Below are 16,855 nucleotides of genomic sequence, written 5' to 3'. Positions count from 1 at the left end.
TATACAGCTGGGGGCTCAATCTAACCGTTAAGCCGCAAAGCGACTGTTCAAATTAGATACCATATTTCTTCTTAAATTTATCAACGCGACCGCCGGCATCCAAGAACTTCTGCTTGCCAGTGAAGAACGGATGGCAGTTGGAGCAAATTTCGACACGAAGCTCTTGTTTAACAGAGCCAGCTTCGAAAGTGTTGCCACATGCGCAGGTTACCTTAGTTACATTATACTTTGGTTGAATTGCTTCTTGCATTTTGAATTTCACCTCTCATGCCCTAAGCCTCATGCGGACCCAGAGTTATATGATTACACTGTGGTATTTTAGCACGAAATATCAAATTGGGCAATATGTTTCATTTTTACATTTTAGCTGCTTAAATATTGATTCCCCGCCGCTTAGCCCGCGCCATATCTGCTGGTGGCACATGTGTATAAGAGCCTATAACTACATCCGGCAGTTCATCGCGGAAAATATCAAGCATCGTCTTCATCCCAAGGATTTCACCCTGGGCAGGAGGAATCAACTCTAAATAACTCTCCGGGTCAATGTTTAGATTGCGCATCTGAATAAGCTTCAGATCAGTACGTCTTACAAACTCCAGCATAGCTTCAATCTCTTCTTCGCGATCAGTCACTCCAGGGAAGATCAGATAATTGATCGATGTGTAAACGCCCTGCGAAGCAGCGTATTTCAAAGATTTCTCTACATTGGCCAATGTATAACCGCGTGGTTTGTAATAAGCATTATAATGGTCATCAAGGGCACTGATTGTGCTGACACGCATCAAATCGAGCCCAGCATCAACGATTCCTCGCATATGATCACTTAATCCCGCATTGGTGTTGATATTGATATAGCCCATATCAGTAATCGAGCGCACTTCACGAATAGCTTCTATAATAAGTTTTGCCTGCGTGGAAGGTTCCCCTTCACAGCCTTGTCCAAAGCTGATAATCGATTCAGGCGTCTTTAAATGCTCCAACATAACTTGTGAAATTTCGTTGACCGTAGGCCGGAAATTCATCCGAGTCTGCGGAGATACAAAGCCGCTATCATCAGGTTGCTCAGAAATACAGCCAAAACATCCAGCATTACATGAATAAGAGACGGGTACACCGCCCTCCCAACGCCCTAAAAAGGTATTGGAGGAAGTCAGGCATTCATAGCCAAGCGCACAGTTAGAAAGATGCTCATAGAGGCGGTTATCAGGATATTTGGCTGTCATCTCACCAACACTGACTTCAAGATCTTCTTTGTCACAATTAAGTGGATTCCATTTCTCTGGATTATCGGTAGGGTCTGCCGCAACATAGAACCCGCCATCCTTCCACACTACAGCCGAATACCCAAACAGAGGAAGCTTATAAGACTTATCTGTCTTCACATAACCAGGAAGACATAGACGAGTGTAGCCTTGCGGCAGCAGCGCCCCGACAGCCTGCGAACCTTCCGGCAAAGACATCATTTCACCCGTCTCAGGATTCATACCCACAGCACGTGTACTAGGCAAGCCCACGAGCGTAGCACCTTCTGGTAATGGAATTAATTCTTCCTCCAGCATTTCAACAATCATATCCCCACTACGGGCTAGCCCGTACAGTTCGGGATGATCATATACGTTTCCTTGCCCGTCGGCATATACCAAATACATGTTAGTCTCCTCTTATTATCAATTCTCAAGTTGTAGGTACTGAAGGTGTCTTCGCCCGCGTGGTACGACGAGCAGCTGTACCGCTGTTGGAGGTACCCCCGTTACTTGCAGTCCCGTTTGGTGTTGTTTTTGCCCCAGCAACGTCAAAGGATGCCAAGAACTCAGCATTAGTCTTCGTATCACGCAGCTTTTTGATGAATCCCTCCACAAAATCGTAGGACTCGTTCATATTTTTGCGAATCGCCCAAATCGTATCCAGTTCTTCTTTGCTCAAGAGCACTTCTTCGCGACGTGTACCTGAACGACGAATATCGATAGCTGGGAATATCCGGCGTTCCGCCAATTTGCGGTCCAAATGAAGCTCCATATTACCGGTACCCTTAAATTCTTCATATATAATATCATCCATACGCGAGCCAGTATCTATTAATGCTGTTGCCAAAATAGTTAATGAGCCGCCTTCTTCCACATTCCGTGCAGAACCAAAAAACCGCTTCGGCCGGTGAAAAGCCGCCGGGTCAATCCCCCCGCTAAGTGTACGTCCAGATGGTGGAACCACCAGATTATAAGCACGCGCCAGACGCGTAATGCTATCCAAAAGAATAACTACATCCTTCTTGTGCTCAACTAAACGAAGTGCCCTTTGCAACACAAGCTCAGCCACTTTAATATGATTCTCTGGAAGCTCATCAAACGTCGATGCAACCACTTCGCCTTTTACAGAACGCTGCATATCGGTCACTTCTTCAGGACGTTCATCAATCAGCAATACAAAGAGCTCAATCTCAGGATTATTAGTGGAAATACTATTGGCAATTTCTTTTAAGAGGAGCGTTTTTCCTGCTTTTGGAGGTGCGACAATCAAACCCCGCTGCCCCAAACCTACAGGAGCGAGCAAATCCATTATTCGGGTAGACAAATGAGTAGGGGATGTTTCAAGCGGTAGCTTGTCTTGCGGATAAAGTGGTGTTAATGCTGGAAAATGAAGACGCTCCGCTGCACTAGCAGGGTTCTCGCCATTAACGGCATTGACTTGAAGCAGGCCAAAATATCGTTCATTTTCTTTTGGTGTCCGACATTTACCAGACACAAGATCTCCGCTTCTGAGATCAAACTTACGAATTTGTGAAGCTGAGATGTAAATATCTTCAGCACTGGGCAAATAGTTAATCGGCCTAAGAAATCCATAGCCCTCAGGCAAAATTTCTAGTACGCCTTCCATAAACATGAGACCGCTCTGCTCTGCCTGTGCCCGAAGGATCGCAAAGATCAGTTCCCGTTTCTTCAGCTGTCCGTAATAAGGAATCTGGTATTTCTTGGCCAGCTTATATAACTCGGTCAGCTTCATTTCTTCCAGATCGGAAATTTGAAGATCCATGTAATAACCACCTATTCAATTTTTAAATGAGTTCTTCCTAGTCTATCTACTAGGCAAAAATATGATTCTATTAAAATGCTCATTAGGTTAGTATTACCCCAAATGGAAGGAAATATGCGGTTTGGCCGCAAATTAATACTCCTTCCAAGCGGGATATCCTAATATTATTCATTCTCACGCCAAACATGAGCACCAAGTTGCCGAAGGTTGCTCACTAAATTATCATAACCACGATCAATATACTCTACGCCGGTCACTTCAGTAATACCATCTTCTACTGTTAACCCGGCAATGACAAGGGCTGCACCCGCACGCAGATCAGCTGCCTTTACTTTAGCAGCATTAAGTTTACTGCCCTCAATAATTGCAGATCGGCCTTCAACACGAATCTTTGCGCCCATTCTTACCAACTCTGGCACATGCTTGAAGCGGTTGCTGTAGACGAAATCGCTAAGCACACTAACCCCTTCTGCCTGTGTCAGCATACTTGTCATAGGAGATTGTAAATCTGTAGGAAATCCAGGATAGGTCAGTGCTTTAACATCTGCATGTTCATAATTAGCTCTACCTATAACTCGGATACTTTCATCAAGTTCTTCAATATCCACGCCCATCTCTAAAAGCTTGGCTGTTAAGGCTTCCAAGTGCTTAGGAATAACATTATCTATCAACACATTACCGCGCGTAGCCGCAGCGGCAATCATATAAGTTCCTGCTTGAATCCGATCGGGAATAATGGAATGACGGCAACCGTGCATTTCCGAGACCCCTTCGATCCGGATGGTTTCTGTACCAGCGCCTTTAATAACAGCGCCCATAGAGTTCAATAGGGTAGCTACATCTATAATCTCAGGCTCTTTAGCCGCATTTTCAATAATTGTAGAGCCTTTGGCTCGTGAAGCCGCCAGCATGATGTTTATAGTGGCACCTACGCTTGATACGTCCAGATAAATCTTCGCACCGCGTAGCTCTTTTGCATATAAGTGGATAGAACCATGTTCGTTGGTAACTGTTGCTCCCAAAGCCTCGAATCCCTTGATATGTTGATCAATTGGACGAGGTTCAAAATTACAGCCACCAGGAAGACCTATTGTCGCTTCTTTGAATCTTCCAAGCAGAGCTCCCATCATATAATACGAAGCTCTAAGTTTCTTAACCGGCCCATTGGGCATTGGAATAGATACAATACGTGAAGGGTCAATTCTCATCTGATTGCCTGACCAGGATACATTAGCGCCAAGCTCTTGCAAGATTTCGGAGTAAACGGCTACATCACTAAGGGACGGTAAATTATCCAGAACAACTTCAGATTCGGCCAAAATTGCCGCAGGAATAAGCGCGATGGCACTATTCTTTGCTCCACTGATGGTTACAACGCCCTCTAGCGGACGTCCACCGCCAATCATTAATTTTTCCATAGATTTATCAATTTCCCCCTACGTGTATTGCAGCTGGGTGGGCAATACGTGCTGTGGACTTTTAGTGATGAAAATGGAAAGACACCGGCTAAGCGGTGTGCTTTCCTCATCAAACTATTCAACTGGACAGAGTAATAGCCCTATCCTTTAACAAATTGCTTGTCCACCTGAGGCGGAAGCTACAATGATTAGGCTTTGTTGTTGGATCCAAATTCGCGAATTTTACCAATAACGGTTTCTTTGATTGCATCACGGCCTGGTGCGATGAATGTACGTGGATCGTAAGCATCAGGTTTAGCAGCTAGAACTTCGCGAACCACTTTTGCGAACACGATTTGGTTCTCAGTGTTCACGTTGATTTTGGAAGTACCCAGGGAGATGGCTTTCTTGATGTCATGTTCAGGAATACCTGTACCACCATGAAGAACCATTGGGATGTTAGTAGCGTCACGGATTTCTTCCATTTCTTTGAATCCGAGGTTAGGCTCGCCATGGTAAGGTCCATGAACGGAACCAAGTGCAGGAGCCAGGGTGTCGATACCTGTTTCTTTCACAATACGTACGCACTCATCAAGCTTAGCATACATGATGCCGCCGATAACGTCGTCTTCTTGTCCACCAACAGTACCTACTTCAGCTTCTACAGAAACGCCTTTAGCGTGAGCATATTCAACGACTTTTTTAGTCATATCGATGTTCTCATCGATTGGGTGATGGGAACCGTCGATCATTACGGATGTAAATCCAGCATCAATTGCTGCTTTACATTTATCAAAGCTAGATCCATGGTCAAGGTGGATAGCTACAGGAACAGTGATATTCATGTCAATAATTAGACCTTCAACCATTTTAACAACAGTAGTGAAGCCGCCCATGTGGCGTGCTGCGCCTTCAGATACACCAAGGATTACTGGTGATTTTTCTTGTTCAGCGGCACCAAGAATAGCTTGAGTCCACTCCAAGTTGTTAATGTTGTACTGACCTACTGCATATTTTCCTTCAAGTGCTTTGTTCAACATGTCTGTCATAGATACTAATGGCATGGTTTCATCCTCCTAAGAATGTTGGTTGGCTATGTTTTTAAACCGACATCACATACAGGCTTATTATAGCACATCCTGTGTCAAATACTAAATAGGGTAAACAAAAAAATGTCCCGGTGGGACGATTTTTATCCAGCCCATATAACAATTACACTCATCCTCTTCGGAGTCACCACGCGAAATAGGACCGATACAGAAATCACCGTTCTAACTGCATTGATCCACAGACTTGTTATGAAGATGCATGTTTACCGCTACGCGCATTTCGTCTATGTCGAACGGCTTTGTAAAATGCATTAACGCCCCTAGCTTGGTCGCCTCCTTAATCATGTCCAGTTCACCATAGGCCGTCATCATAATGACCTTAATGGACGGATTGATCTCCTTTAGATGCTTCAGAATCTCGAGTCCATCCATTCCCGGTATTTTCATATCGAGTAAGACCAAATCGGGTGACTCGCTGCGAACAATGTCTAATGCCAATTTTCCGTTAGCCGCTTGAAATGTTGTATATCCCTCACTATTGAACACTTCCATAAGAAGAATCCGGATCCCATTCTGATCATCGACAATTAATACTTTCTTCTTTTCCATACGATACCCTCCCAGAAATTAAGGCAGATTGACTATACCGCGCTCTCCACAGCGACCGGCCCCTTTAGAAACTACTCCATACGAAACCTATTATTCGTGCTTTACTGTCCAAATCCTGCTAATTGGATAAAATGGGTAAATAAAGAGTCTAAAATGAAATAAATGTCAGTTACAATATTTCTATTAAAGGGTAATACAAAAAGAGAGCCTTCGGATGAAGGCTCTCTTCGACTATTTAAGAACCGAGGGTTCTTTCTGTCTGTGTATAAATTATTGCTGCTCGGAATGCGTCAAAGAGGCTTTGACAAATTCACGGAATAGCGGTTGCGGGCGGTTCGGACGTGAAGTGAATTCCGGGTGGAATTGAACCGAGAGGAACCACGGATGCTCTGGAAGCTCTACGATCTCTACTAGACGGCCATCCGGAGAAGTTCCGGAGATAACCAGTCCTGCTTTTTCAATTTCGTCACGGTAAGCATTGTTGAACTCATACCGGTGACGGTGACGCTCATATACCAGTTCATCATCATAGCAAGACATTGCCAGAGAGTCCGGAATAATCTTACAAGGATACAACCCAAGACGCATAGTGCCGCCCATATCTTCAATATCTTTTTGCTCAGGAAGCAAATCAATCAATGGATATTGTGTATTTGGATCGATTTCGGAGCTGTTTGCACCTTGTAGTCCAAGAACAGAACGGCCATATTCAATTACAGAAACCTGCATTCCAAGGCAAATGCCAAAGAAAGGTATCAATTGCTCACGGGCATAACGAATAGCGGAGATTTTACCTTCGATTCCCCGATCACCGAAACCACCAGGAACAAGAATACCGCCAATACCACGCAGCATTTCGTCCACGTTCTCATCCGTAATTTCCTCTGCATTCACCCAGCGGATCTTAACCTCTGCATTCGCAGCAAAACCTGCGTGTGAAAGTGATTCAACAACGCTCAAATAAGCGTCATGCAGTGCTACGTACTTACCTACAATTGCGATTTCTACTGTCTTCTCTAATTTCTGAATCCGGCTAAGCATACTTTCCCATTCGCGCATATCTGGCGCAGGTGTTGTAAGCTTCAAATGATTAACAACAATCTCGTCCAATCCTTCATCACGAAGGTTCAATGGAACTTCATATAACGTCGAAGCATCGCGGCATTCCACAACAGCATTAGCATCAATATCGCAAAAGAGTGCGATTTTGGCTTTCATATCTGCGGAAAGCTCATATTCCGTACGGCACACGATGACATTCGGTTGAATACCGATACTGCGCAGCTCTTTAACGCTATGCTGTGTCGGCTTCGTCTTCACTTCTCCAGCAGCCTTGATATAAGGAATCAAGGTTACGTGGATATACATCACATTTTCCCGGCCAATATCACTCTTGATTTGACGAATCGCTTCCAGGAACGGAAGACTTTCAATATCCCCTACAGTACCGCCGATCTCTGTGATAACAACATCAGAGTTGGTCTCGCGGCCCGCGCGGAACACGCGTTCTTTGATCTCATTCGTAATATGCGGGATAACTTGTACAGTTCCACCCAAGTACTCTCCACGACGTTCCTTGCTGATTACGGATGAATAGATCTTACCTGTCGTCACATTGCTGTTCTTCGACAGATTGATATCAATAAACCGTTCATAGTGCCCAAGGTCAAGGTCAGTCTCTGCACCGTCATCCGTTACGAAGACTTCTCCGTGCTGGTAAGGGCTCATTGTTCCAGGGTCTACGTTAAGATACGGATCAAATTTCTGAATCGTTACCTTTAGACCTCTGTTCTTGAGCAGCCTGCCCAGCGAAGCGGCGGTAATGCCTTTACCCAGGGAAGACACAACGCCACCCGTTACAAAAATATACTTTGTCACTGTAAAACCCTCCTAAATAAAGTCCAAACATAAAAGCGGCACATGGTGTTTATCGTAACCCGTTTTACTATCATCAAAACAGGGGAAATCAAAAGTTTAATTCACCGGGGAAAACATAAACCGTCATCCCTCAAATCCCATTAATCTACAGCTACTTTGCATCTAAAAAAACAAAAAAGTGACACCCGTAGAACCGGGGCACTTTTTATTTTAGAAAACACGTTTATTAACTTACATGATAAGCCCATGCAATAGTTTACTCTGACGATCCCCCACTGTCAAGGGAGGAATTATGCCACAGACAAGACTCTTCTGATTATTGATCTTACTTGTCATCCTCGGAATCTTCATCGTCGCCATCTTCTGCATCGTCTTCGTCCGTATCGTCTTCGTCTATGTCATCTTCATCGATCACGACATCTTCGTCGACTTCTTCTTCGCTGTCGTCGTCAGAATAGAGGTCGTCGCGATCTTCATCGATAGCGTCGAAATCCTCTTCTTCAGCTGTGTAGTTTTCTTCTTCATCAGCAAAATCGTCATCTTCCAAATCATCGTCTTCATCGTTGATGATGCGCACCCGTTTAGTGTTACCAACCGGATCATCGGAGCGCTCAAGAGGATACCAGCGTTTCAGTCCCCAAAGGTTGGTTCCGACACAGGCAAAACGCCCGTCAATGTTAATCTCGGTATATAACTGGGCAATAGTATCTTGGCTTTCTTGATCGGTCATGCCGCGTAACTTGGCTACCTCGACCATCAGATCACGGTAATAATACGGTGTATTGGCTGCTTTAAGCACCAGAAAGGCAAGATCCACCATTGGCATTTCTTTAACTTTCTCAGGGTCTAGCTTTAAATTGAGTGGCGTACTCACTAAAGGACACTTCCTCTCACGCATTGTTCACATTACGGTTTATTTCAATAATATCCATTAACAAAACTAAGTAAAACCTATTTAACAACAAAATGCAAGTCAAATGCAAGAACCGTCCAACAGAAAAAGCCTCCTGCTTATTATCCATACAGGAAACCTGTCTTCATCAAGAAGAGTTGATATGTAATTGTAGCAAGGTTCGCCGCACCCAAAGTTTTTAGAAATGGGATTTAAAAAGGCGGAGGAAGACCTCCGCGCATGACTGTATCCACGCCAAGGATCGGCTCCTTACGGGATGTTACAAAGAGAGTTTTAATCTCTTCTGTTTATTTTATGTAAAGCGCCGTCTTTTGACACGCTGGGCAGCCCATTTCCTTAAAAAAGGGCAAGTTCCCATTCGGACCCCTCCCTCCGCTCATACAATATGGCAGCAGGGCACCGAGGAGGGACAGCGAAACCTATGGACTATTACAAATTTTGGAACATGCTTCTTGAAGAAATATCGGTTGCCCCCAAAAATGGTGAGCGGCGTATTCTTACCTTCAACGATCCCCGCCAGTATGCCGGAGCTTTCTCCCAATGGAAGGCTCTAAAAGCAAAGCAGCCCGAGCTGCGGCAAGTACAGGTATCTCCGCTGATTCGGGCCTTCTTCGTGCCCGCTGCCGCCGGAAAGCTGATGAACCGATTTGCAGACCTTCTAAATGTCGAAGACGATCTGCAAATCCAAATCCATTCCATAGCTAACGAAAAAAGTGGAATCGCAGCGCTCCCATGGGGGGTGAAAGCGATTCATGCTCCTCAGGCATGGTCTAAATCAACCGGAGTTCACGTCAAAATCGGCGTCATTGACACCGGAGCGGATTACCGTCATCCCGATCTGAAGCATTCATTAGCCACTGGAGTCAACCTACTACACCGCGGAATGCTGCCGCTGGATGATAATGGGCACGGAACTCATATCGCCGGAACCTTAGCGGCAGCAGGGGGGAATCGCGGAATGATGGGAGTGGCGCCGCGAGCGCTGCTATATCCAGTCAAGGCTTTTGATCATAGTGGATCAGCCTATGTATCCGATATTGTGCTAGGTATTGATTGGTGTGTGCAGAACCGAATCGACGTCATTAATATGAGCTTTGGAATGAAGACTAGAAGCAAGGCGCTCCACAATGTGGTTATAAAAGCGTATCGGGCCGGAATCGCCGTCATTGCCTCCTCTGGGAATGACGGCAAACGTGGCGGGGACTATCCCGCACGTTATCCCGAGACGATAGCCGTGGGCGCCATCGATAAAAGACACCGGGTTGCCGGCTTCAGCAATCGCGGTTCATATATCGATGTATACGCGCCCGGCGAAGGCGTGCCCTCCTGCTGGCTGAAGGAGGGCTACAAAGAAATGAGCGGCACCTCCATGGCGACCTCGCATGTCACGGGAGCCGCCGCACTGCTGCTCGCACTGCGACCGGGCCTCACGCCAAGGGAGCTGAAGCTGCTCTTGCGCCGCACCGCGTCCCCGGTGCGGCTGCGTAAGGGGCAGCGCCGCGCATCCCTAGGCGGCGGCTCTGCCGATGCCCTACGCCTGCTGAGAGCAGGAGTAAGGGCGAAGCGTTCGGTCTCCGCGAACGTGTAGACCCCGCCCGGGCACCGGGTGGGTCACTCTGACGTTAGCGCAGCTGATGCCGGTACGAAGAACGGCAGCAAAGAAAAATCCGCCCCCCAGGAAACCGGAAGGCGGATTTTTTGTCGTTTGCTGTTGATTTACATGCGATCCGGTGCAGAAACTCCGACAAGACGCAGTACATTGGCAATAGTAGTACGTGTTGCGCCCAGCAGTGCAAGACGCGCCACGGTTTGAGCAGCATCCTCAGTAATTACACGTTCAGCTTTGTAATAACTGTGGAACATCGCAGCCAGCTCATATACATAACGGATGAGGCGATGTGGAGCATAACCTTCAGCCGCAACAGCGATTTCTGCCGGGAGCTCACCAATTTTGCGCAGCAGGTCATATTCATGCACTGCTGTCAGCTTGGAGAAGTCAATTTCCGCGTAATCAGGGATAGAAATCCCTTGCTCCTCTGCCTGACGGAAAATACTGCAAATACGCGCATGCGCATATTGAACATAGAATACAGGATTTTCATTAGAAGTAGAGATCGCCAAATCCATATCGAAATCAAGATGAGAATCCATGCTGCGCATGGTGAAGAAATAACGAATCGCATCGATTCCTACTTCCTCCATCAAATCTTCCATCGTAACCGCTTTGCCGGTACGTTTGGACATTTTGACCTTTTCACCATTCTGGAACAGGCTGACCATCTGAGCAATCAGAACCACTAGCTTCTCAGGATCATTGCCAAGGGCTGACATTGCCGCCTTCATCCGCGGAATATAACCATGGTGATCAGCGCCCCAAATGTTAATCATTTTATCGTAACCGCGGCCATACTTATCGCTGTGATAAGCAATATCCGGGGTAAGGTAGGTATATGTGCCATCATTTTTGATCAAGACACGGTCTTTATCATCCCCGTATTTTGTCGTTTGCAGCCAGGTTGCCCCATCTTGCTCATACACTTCTCCACGATCACGGAGCTCGTCCAGCGAGCGCAGTACTTCTCCGTTCTCATACAGCGAGGTTTCACTGAACCAGATATCGAAGTTTACACGGAAAAGACCTAGATCACGTTTAATTTTATCCAACTCTTTATTAAGTCCATAGGTCCGGAAAAAAGCAGCGCGCTCACTAGGGCTCATCTCGAGCAAGGTATCGCCCTTTTCTGCCACAAGCTCCTTCGCAAAACCCTTAATATCCTCACCATGGTAACCATCTTCCGGCATTTCTGCCTCTTGACCCAGCTCCTGCAGGTATCTGGTTTCAATGGATTTACACAGATTAGCCACTTGGTTACCGGCATCATTAATATAATATTCCCGGGTCACCTCGTAACCTGCATAATCAAGCACATTACACAGCGCATCACCGACAGCAGCACCACGAGCATGCCCTAAATGTAGGCTACCCGTTGGATTGGCACTGACGAACTCCATTTCAACCTTCTGACCTTGACCCAGATTAATACGGCCATAGTCATCCCCCTGCTCAGCAACAAGGCTGATGATTGGGTACAAGTAATTCTTAGACAGGGTAAAGTTAATAAAGCCTGGTCCTGCAATCTCCGCTTTCTCAATAGAAGCTCGGCTCGTATCCAAATGCTCAATAATAGCTTCAGCAATCTGGCGTGGATTACGTTTAGCAATTTTGGTCAGCTGCATAGCAGCGTTCGTAGCCAAATCACCATGCGCCTTATCTCTTGGTACTTCAAGTACAATATCCGGAACCTCTTCCGGTGCAACCAGCCCAGCATTCACAATCGCATCGGCGATGGCTTCTTTTACCCGTTCATTTACAAGCTCTAACGGATTCTTACTATGTGTCATAATTTCGGTTCCTCCTGTATATGCAAACTAATAGCGAACTTTCCTGTCAATTCCTCGTAAACGTACAAATCATATTCCCAGGCAACCGTTAAAGAACGCCCTTCGCGCACAACTTCCAGCTTGTTCGTTTCCGTAGAAAGATTGAACTGCGTATATCGCGAGCGGTAGAATCCTGGCAGACGCCGTCCAGCTTCAAAGCTCTGCTCCGACTGAATCCCGCCATGGCGGATTAGCTTCAGTTGATTGCCTGCAATCTTTATCGTTGTACGAACAGAAACTTCCTCTCCGCGAGGACCCTGCTCTAATTCTTCATATTGAATATATAGATGCGGTCCCTTGGATGTTACTTCTCCATTCGCTTCCATAACATTTCGCTGCCCATCTTGAAGGCTCACGAGCGTAATAGAGACATCATATTTGTCAGACTGTATTTCAGGCATCACACGTTCCTCCATTCTGCAAGCCTCTGCATTCTGCATAAGAAAAACGTCTAATGGCAAAGCTTAAACATTTTTATATTAATCAAAGGCCTATTTCGCTTTCCCATTGTACACTATAATCCAGTTCAAAGAAGCATTTCAATACAGAATCAAGCATATCTTCATAAGCACATAAAATATTACCATATTGATGATTAAAAGCACACTTTGAACGTCCATTCTCTATGTATATCATTTACTTCGATTATATTTGCACCTACCAAGCACCTATCGGACATAGATGACCTGAAACGCAGTATGATTCCATATTCGGTGTGATAACGGACCCCTTAGTCGCTATTGGCATAAAAAGCAACCCATTTGAACCTCTTTCTAGGCAATAGTGTTACTGGAGTCCGAAACCCTATCCCAAAGGCCGAAAATTTGCAAATAACGTCAACTGGGTCCGTACCCCTCCGAGGATGAGGGATCTGATAAGGCCACTGATAAGGGTACTATTCAAGCAAGCAACCAAGGATAAAAAATACAGAGCAGCGATTCTCCAAGTATCCGGAGAATCGCTGCTCTGCTGTCTATTTGCGATGTTTACAATACTTCGGACCCTTATATTTTTTTATTGAAGAGAATTATTGGGTCATCACTTTTAAAGAAAACCTGCGTTCCCATGAAGCTCCGCCGTCTTTGGTCACATACAAGGAAGAGTAATCAAGCTCACGGATGGCGAGCCAGCCCTCTTTATTACTAGTGAAGGAGATTACCCCGTCATAACCAGCGAGCTCCGGAAGATTAGTCCATTGCTTACCGCCGTTATAAGAGCGTCCAACTGCCACTTTCTCTGCTGCTGGAGAAAATCCCACTAAAAAAGATGTGCTGTTTCCCACAAGCTGCAGGTTCCCGGGTTTGCCAGCGGCTGGCCCTTTATTGAATTCAGCCTTGCCACTGCCTGGTGCAGGTCCGCCGCCGGCAGTTTCCTGAGCGATCACACGATTCCAACTTTTCCCCCTGTTCGCACTTTCATACAGCGAGTAAGAGGTCTGACTCATCCCCGTACCGCCATAGAGCACTACAGCGACCTGATCTCCCTTAGCGGAGATTTGTCCAAACTCGGGCTCGGCAAAAGCCGCCTTCAGTGAAAGGCTCCAAGTTCCCCCTCCATCTGTGGTCTTCATTACCCGATATCCGCTTCCCGGCACGATTACAACCGCCCAGCCGGTATTCCGGTCACTAAAATAAGCGCCTCGTGTATTGGGTGGGGTGGAAATTTTACTCCAGCTCAGCCCCCCGTCTTTGGTGTAAAACGTGGCGGCTCTCTCATAAGCAAAACCTTTCTTACTATCGATAAAATTCATTCTTTCAAAGCTGACGGCATTGTTCGAAAGTCTCTTCCACTCCGAGCCACCGTTAGAGGTACCAATTAAATATTGAGCCTGCCCCTCCTCTACAGAAGCAAGAGCAAAGCCATGTACATTATCGGGAAAATCGAATTGTTTGAAGCTCCATTGGCCTTGATAGATCTCTTGAAAATGGCAACCTCCGTCAGAGGTACCAATCATAAATCCATTACCTGCTGCCCGTCCGGTATTCCCATTCAAAAACTGAACATCAGAAAAGCTAAGCGGTGTGGATACATCGCCTGAATGCTTGTTTTGCAGGGCCTGTAGCAAGCCGTGATCTCCCGTGCCGCAAGTCACTGGTGCTGGTGCAGCCGCAGCATGTACAGAAGTTACAGGTGCACTCCAGCCCGAAACCATAATAAGCGTCGCCGAGAGGGCGGTTATTGTCGTCTTATGAATCCTTTTCGTCCATTTCATGATGACACCTCCTAATATGTATATACCCTTACTCACAATCTCTACTCTGTTATACCGCCAGAGAGGATACCCTATCTACCTTAAACAATCACAAAATAGAAACAATTTGTTACCCTCCATATCCCTAATGAATATCCTTCCAGATCCTTCCCCATAATATGAAAGAAAGGAGTCTGGTGCCATGACACGCGAATCAACGAATCCACCGAAACGAAAAAGCCGCTTCCGGCGTTTATTTCGGCTGCTGGCAGCCTTGATCATATTATTTGTATTAACCACCGGAGCTCTGCTCGGTTATCTATATCAAAAAGATCTTCCACCGATTAGCGATGATGTGCGCTCCAAGCTGTTTGACTCCCGGGGCAATGTTCTTGCCACCTTTACCTCAGACGGCCGCAGCCGTGAACCCGTCAAATTAAGTCAAATTTCTCCCCTGCTCATTGAAGCTACACTAGCAGTCGAGGATCGTAAATTTTATGAGCATTCCGGATTTGATCTGAAAGGGATGGCACGAGCTGTTCTTGTCAATCTGGAAGAGGGGAACCGGTCGCAGGGTGCTAGTACGCTAACTCAACAGCTCGCACGTAACCTCTACCTATCCCATGAAAAAACGTGGACGCGCAAGGCTAAAGAAGCTGTCTATACGATGCAGCTGGAGATGAAATACAGCAAAGATGAAATCCTGAACATGTATTTAAATAATATCTATTATGGCCACGGTGCTTACGGCATTGAAGCAGCCTCACGGATGTATTTTGGTAAATCTGCAGCTAATTTAGACCTGGCAGAGAGTACCATGCTGGCTGGAATTCCAAAGGGACCTACCTATTATTCACCATACAACCACATGGACAATGCTAAAAAGCGCCAGAGAATCATCCTGACCGTCATGGCGAATTTAGGTAATATCACTCAGGAAGAAGCCGGACAAGCTGTCCAAGAGAACTTAAACTTCAAGCCGCAAGGACAAAAGGATACGCTTGTAGCTGCGCCTTATTTCCGGGATTATATCCGCAATTTGGCTATAGAATCGCTCCACATCAGTAATGATGAGCTGGAGCAAGGCGGACTAAATGTCTATACCACCCTTGACCCTGACATGCAGCATGCCGCAGAAAATGCCGTTGACACAGAGATGGATCAAACTAGTGATCTGGAGACTGCGCTTGTATCCATCGATCCTCGCACCGGTTACATCAAAGCAATGGTCGGCGGAAAAAATTATCGTACCAACCAGTACAATCATGCTTTGGCCACCACACGCCAGCCGGGTTCTTCCTTTAAGCCGATTATGTATTTGGCCGCACTCTCTTCCAAAGAGATGACAGGACTTTCGGTCTTCAATAGTCAGCCAACGATGTTTCATTATGATAACAACCGCAAAACGTATCAGCCCCGAAACTTTGGGGATAAGTATCTGGGTGAAATTAATATGCGGCAAGCTATCGCAGCATCGGACAATATCTATGCTGTTAATACAATTATGAAGATCGGCGCGGATAAAGTGAGCGAAATGGCTGCGAAAATGGGCATTGACAGTCCACTTCAAAGCGTACCTTCGCTGGCACTAGGCACTTCACCGATCAGTCCGCTTGAAATGGCTGCGGCTTTTGCTGTAATTGGAAACAGCGGTCAGAAAATGCCGACCACAGCCATTCTAAAAATAACCGATTCAAATGGCATAGTCCTGTATGAAGCACCTCAACCCAAAGGAGTAACCGTCGTAGAACCTTCAGCTGCCTATGTACTGACTCGTTTAATGGAGGGGGTATTCGAGACTGGGGGGACGGGCAATCGTGTGGCTTCCATAATCAAACGTCCGGTAGCCGGCAAGACTGGTACTACGGATACAGATGGCTGGATGGTAGGTTTCACCCCGGAGCTATCCACGGCAGTCTGGGTTGGATACGACAAGGGGCGCGACATCGCAACTACCGACGGACGGCGTGCAGCTCCCATTTTCGCCCAATTTACTGAAAAAGCGCTTGAAAATGTCCCTCCAAAAATATTCCCCATTCCAGATGGAGTGGTCAGCGTATACGTCAATCCGCAATCCGGTAAACTTGCTACAGCAGCATGTCCCGACAAAGAACTGGAAACCTTTATTAGTGGAACTGAGCCCACCGAATACTGCGAATTGCATGGAACTGGGGCCGCTCCTGCTGTCGATGACACACAAAGCAAGGTAGATCCTGCTGAAGAGAATCGTTCCCTATGGAAGAACATTAAACGCTGGTGGTTGAATTAGCCTCTTCATTTATATTGAAGGGGTTTTTCTTTTTTTATAAGTCATATATTGTAGTAACAACAGGATTTCTAAATTCAAATA

Annotated in this window: 13 protein-coding genes; 2 read left to right on the top strand and 11 right to left on the bottom strand. The window is 46.1% G+C overall.

The annotated features are described in order from the left end of the window. Positions 1-52: 52 nt before the first annotated feature. The 8 genes from rpmE to rpoE form a co-directional block, all read right to left on the bottom strand. The gene (gene rpmE / locus MHB37_RS00630; protein WP_036679927.1) at positions 53-250 is read right to left on the bottom strand and encodes a 50S ribosomal protein L31; all 198 of its coding nucleotides are present in this window, start codon (positions 248-250) and stop codon (positions 53-55) included. A 121-nt stretch (positions 251-371) separates the two neighbouring features. Then, entirely contained in the window at positions 372-1,649 is a 1,278-nt protein-coding gene (locus tag MHB37_RS00625; RefSeq protein ID WP_038568079.1) for a radical SAM protein, read from the bottom strand. Positions 1,650-1,674: 25 nt separating this feature from the next. Then, positions 1,675-3,027 (bottom strand): transcription termination factor Rho, encoded by a 1,353-nt coding sequence (gene rho / locus MHB37_RS00620; RefSeq protein WP_036679930.1) that lies wholly within the window; start codon positions 3,025-3,027, stop codon positions 1,675-1,677. A 164-nt stretch (positions 3,028-3,191) separates the two neighbouring features. Beyond that, complete coding sequence (locus tag MHB37_RS00615) at positions 3,192-4,445, bottom strand: UDP-N-acetylglucosamine 1-carboxyvinyltransferase (protein ID WP_036679932.1); 1,254 nt, start codon at positions 4,443-4,445, stop codon at positions 3,192-3,194. 188 nt (positions 4,446-4,633) lie between these two features. After that, positions 4,634-5,488 carry a class II fructose-1,6-bisphosphate aldolase gene (fba, locus tag MHB37_RS00610; protein ID WP_036679934.1) on the bottom strand — a complete coding sequence of 285 codons (855 nt, stop codon included), beginning with the start codon at positions 5,486-5,488 and terminating at the stop codon, positions 4,634-4,636. Between the two features lie 207 nt (positions 5,489-5,695). Beyond that, a complete protein-coding gene (locus MHB37_RS00605) occupies positions 5,696-6,082 on the bottom strand; it encodes a response regulator (RefSeq protein WP_036679935.1) in 387 nt (128 codons plus the stop codon). 270 nt (positions 6,083-6,352) lie between these two features. Continuing rightward, positions 6,353-7,960, bottom strand: a complete 1,608-nt coding sequence (locus tag MHB37_RS00600; RefSeq protein ID WP_076130377.1) for a CTP synthase — start codon at positions 7,958-7,960, stop codon at positions 6,353-6,355. A gap of 325 nt (positions 7,961-8,285) precedes the next feature. Beyond that, on the bottom strand, positions 8,286-8,834 hold the full coding sequence (gene rpoE / locus MHB37_RS00595) for a DNA-directed RNA polymerase subunit delta (protein WP_036679939.1): 549 nt from the start codon (positions 8,832-8,834) through the stop codon (positions 8,286-8,288). A gap of 460 nt (positions 8,835-9,294) precedes the next feature. Here rpoE and MHB37_RS00590 point away from each other — a divergent pair, with 460 nt between their 5' ends. Then, on the top strand, positions 9,295-10,461 hold the full coding sequence (locus MHB37_RS00590; protein WP_036679942.1) for a S8 family peptidase: 1,167 nt from the start codon (positions 9,295-9,297) through the stop codon (positions 10,459-10,461). 128 nt (positions 10,462-10,589) lie between these two features. On the opposite strand, the gene argS is transcribed toward MHB37_RS00590, so the two are convergent. From argS to MHB37_RS00575, 3 genes are all read right to left on the bottom strand, one after another. Continuing rightward, positions 10,590-12,275, bottom strand: coding sequence for an arginine--tRNA ligase (gene argS, locus MHB37_RS00585; RefSeq protein ID WP_036679944.1), 1,686 nt, complete (start codon positions 12,273-12,275; stop codon positions 10,590-10,592). Beyond that, positions 12,272-12,715, bottom strand: a complete 444-nt coding sequence (locus MHB37_RS00580) for a DUF1934 domain-containing protein (RefSeq protein WP_076130378.1) — start codon at positions 12,713-12,715, stop codon at positions 12,272-12,274. Before MHB37_RS00580 ends, argS begins: the two co-directional genes overlap by 4 nt. A gap of 626 nt (positions 12,716-13,341) precedes the next feature. Continuing rightward, positions 13,342-14,526 carry a hypothetical protein gene (locus MHB37_RS00575; RefSeq protein ID WP_405168842.1) on the bottom strand — a complete coding sequence of 395 codons (1,185 nt, stop codon included), beginning with the start codon at positions 14,524-14,526 and terminating at the stop codon, positions 13,342-13,344. A 181-nt stretch (positions 14,527-14,707) separates the two neighbouring features. Here MHB37_RS00575 and MHB37_RS00570 point away from each other — a divergent pair, with 181 nt between their 5' ends. Continuing rightward, positions 14,708-16,774, top strand: coding sequence for a transglycosylase domain-containing protein (locus MHB37_RS00570; protein ID WP_076280417.1), 2,067 nt, complete (start codon positions 14,708-14,710; stop codon positions 16,772-16,774). Positions 16,775-16,855: the final 81 nt, after the last annotated feature.

Source organism: Paenibacillus sp. FSL H3-0286 (assembly GCF_045040705.1).
Classification (GTDB): Bacteria; Bacillota; Bacilli; order Paenibacillales; family Paenibacillaceae; genus Paenibacillus_AQ; species Paenibacillus_AQ odorifer.
This window is presented reverse-complemented; position numbering and strand designations above follow the sequence as displayed.

Excerpts from the sequence above, each read along its gene's own strand:
- MHB37_RS00570 (WP_076280417.1), top strand. The coding sequence starts at position 14,708 with ATGACACGCGAATCAACGAATCCACCGAAACGAAAAAGCCGCTTCCGG.
- rho (WP_036679930.1), bottom strand. The coding sequence starts at position 3,027 with ATGGATCTTCAAATTTCCGATCTGGAAGAAATGAAGCTGACCGAGTTA.
- MHB37_RS00575 (WP_405168842.1), bottom strand. The coding sequence starts at position 14,526 with ATGAAATGGACGAAAAGGATTCATAAGACGACAATAACCGCCCTCTCG.
- MHB37_RS00605 (WP_036679935.1), bottom strand. The coding sequence starts at position 6,082 with ATGGAAAAGAAGAAAGTATTAATTGTCGATGATCAGAATGGGATCCGG.
- MHB37_RS00625 (WP_038568079.1), bottom strand. The coding sequence starts at position 1,649 with ATGTATTTGGTATATGCCGACGGGCAAGGAAACGTATATGATCATCCC.
- fba (WP_036679934.1), bottom strand. The coding sequence starts at position 5,488 with ATGCCATTAGTATCTATGACAGACATGTTGAACAAAGCACTTGAAGGA.
- MHB37_RS00590 (WP_036679942.1), top strand. The coding sequence starts at position 9,295 with ATGGACTATTACAAATTTTGGAACATGCTTCTTGAAGAAATATCGGTT.
- argS (WP_036679944.1), bottom strand. The coding sequence starts at position 12,275 with ATGACACATAGTAAGAATCCGTTAGAGCTTGTAAATGAACGGGTAAAA.
- rpmE (WP_036679927.1), bottom strand. The coding sequence starts at position 250 with ATGCAAGAAGCAATTCAACCAAAGTATAATGTAACTAAGGTAACCTGC.
- MHB37_RS00615 (WP_036679932.1), bottom strand. The coding sequence starts at position 4,445 with ATGGAAAAATTAATGATTGGCGGTGGACGTCCGCTAGAGGGCGTTGTA.
- MHB37_RS00580 (WP_076130378.1), bottom strand. The coding sequence starts at position 12,715 with ATGCCTGAAATACAGTCTGACAAATATGATGTCTCTATTACGCTCGTG.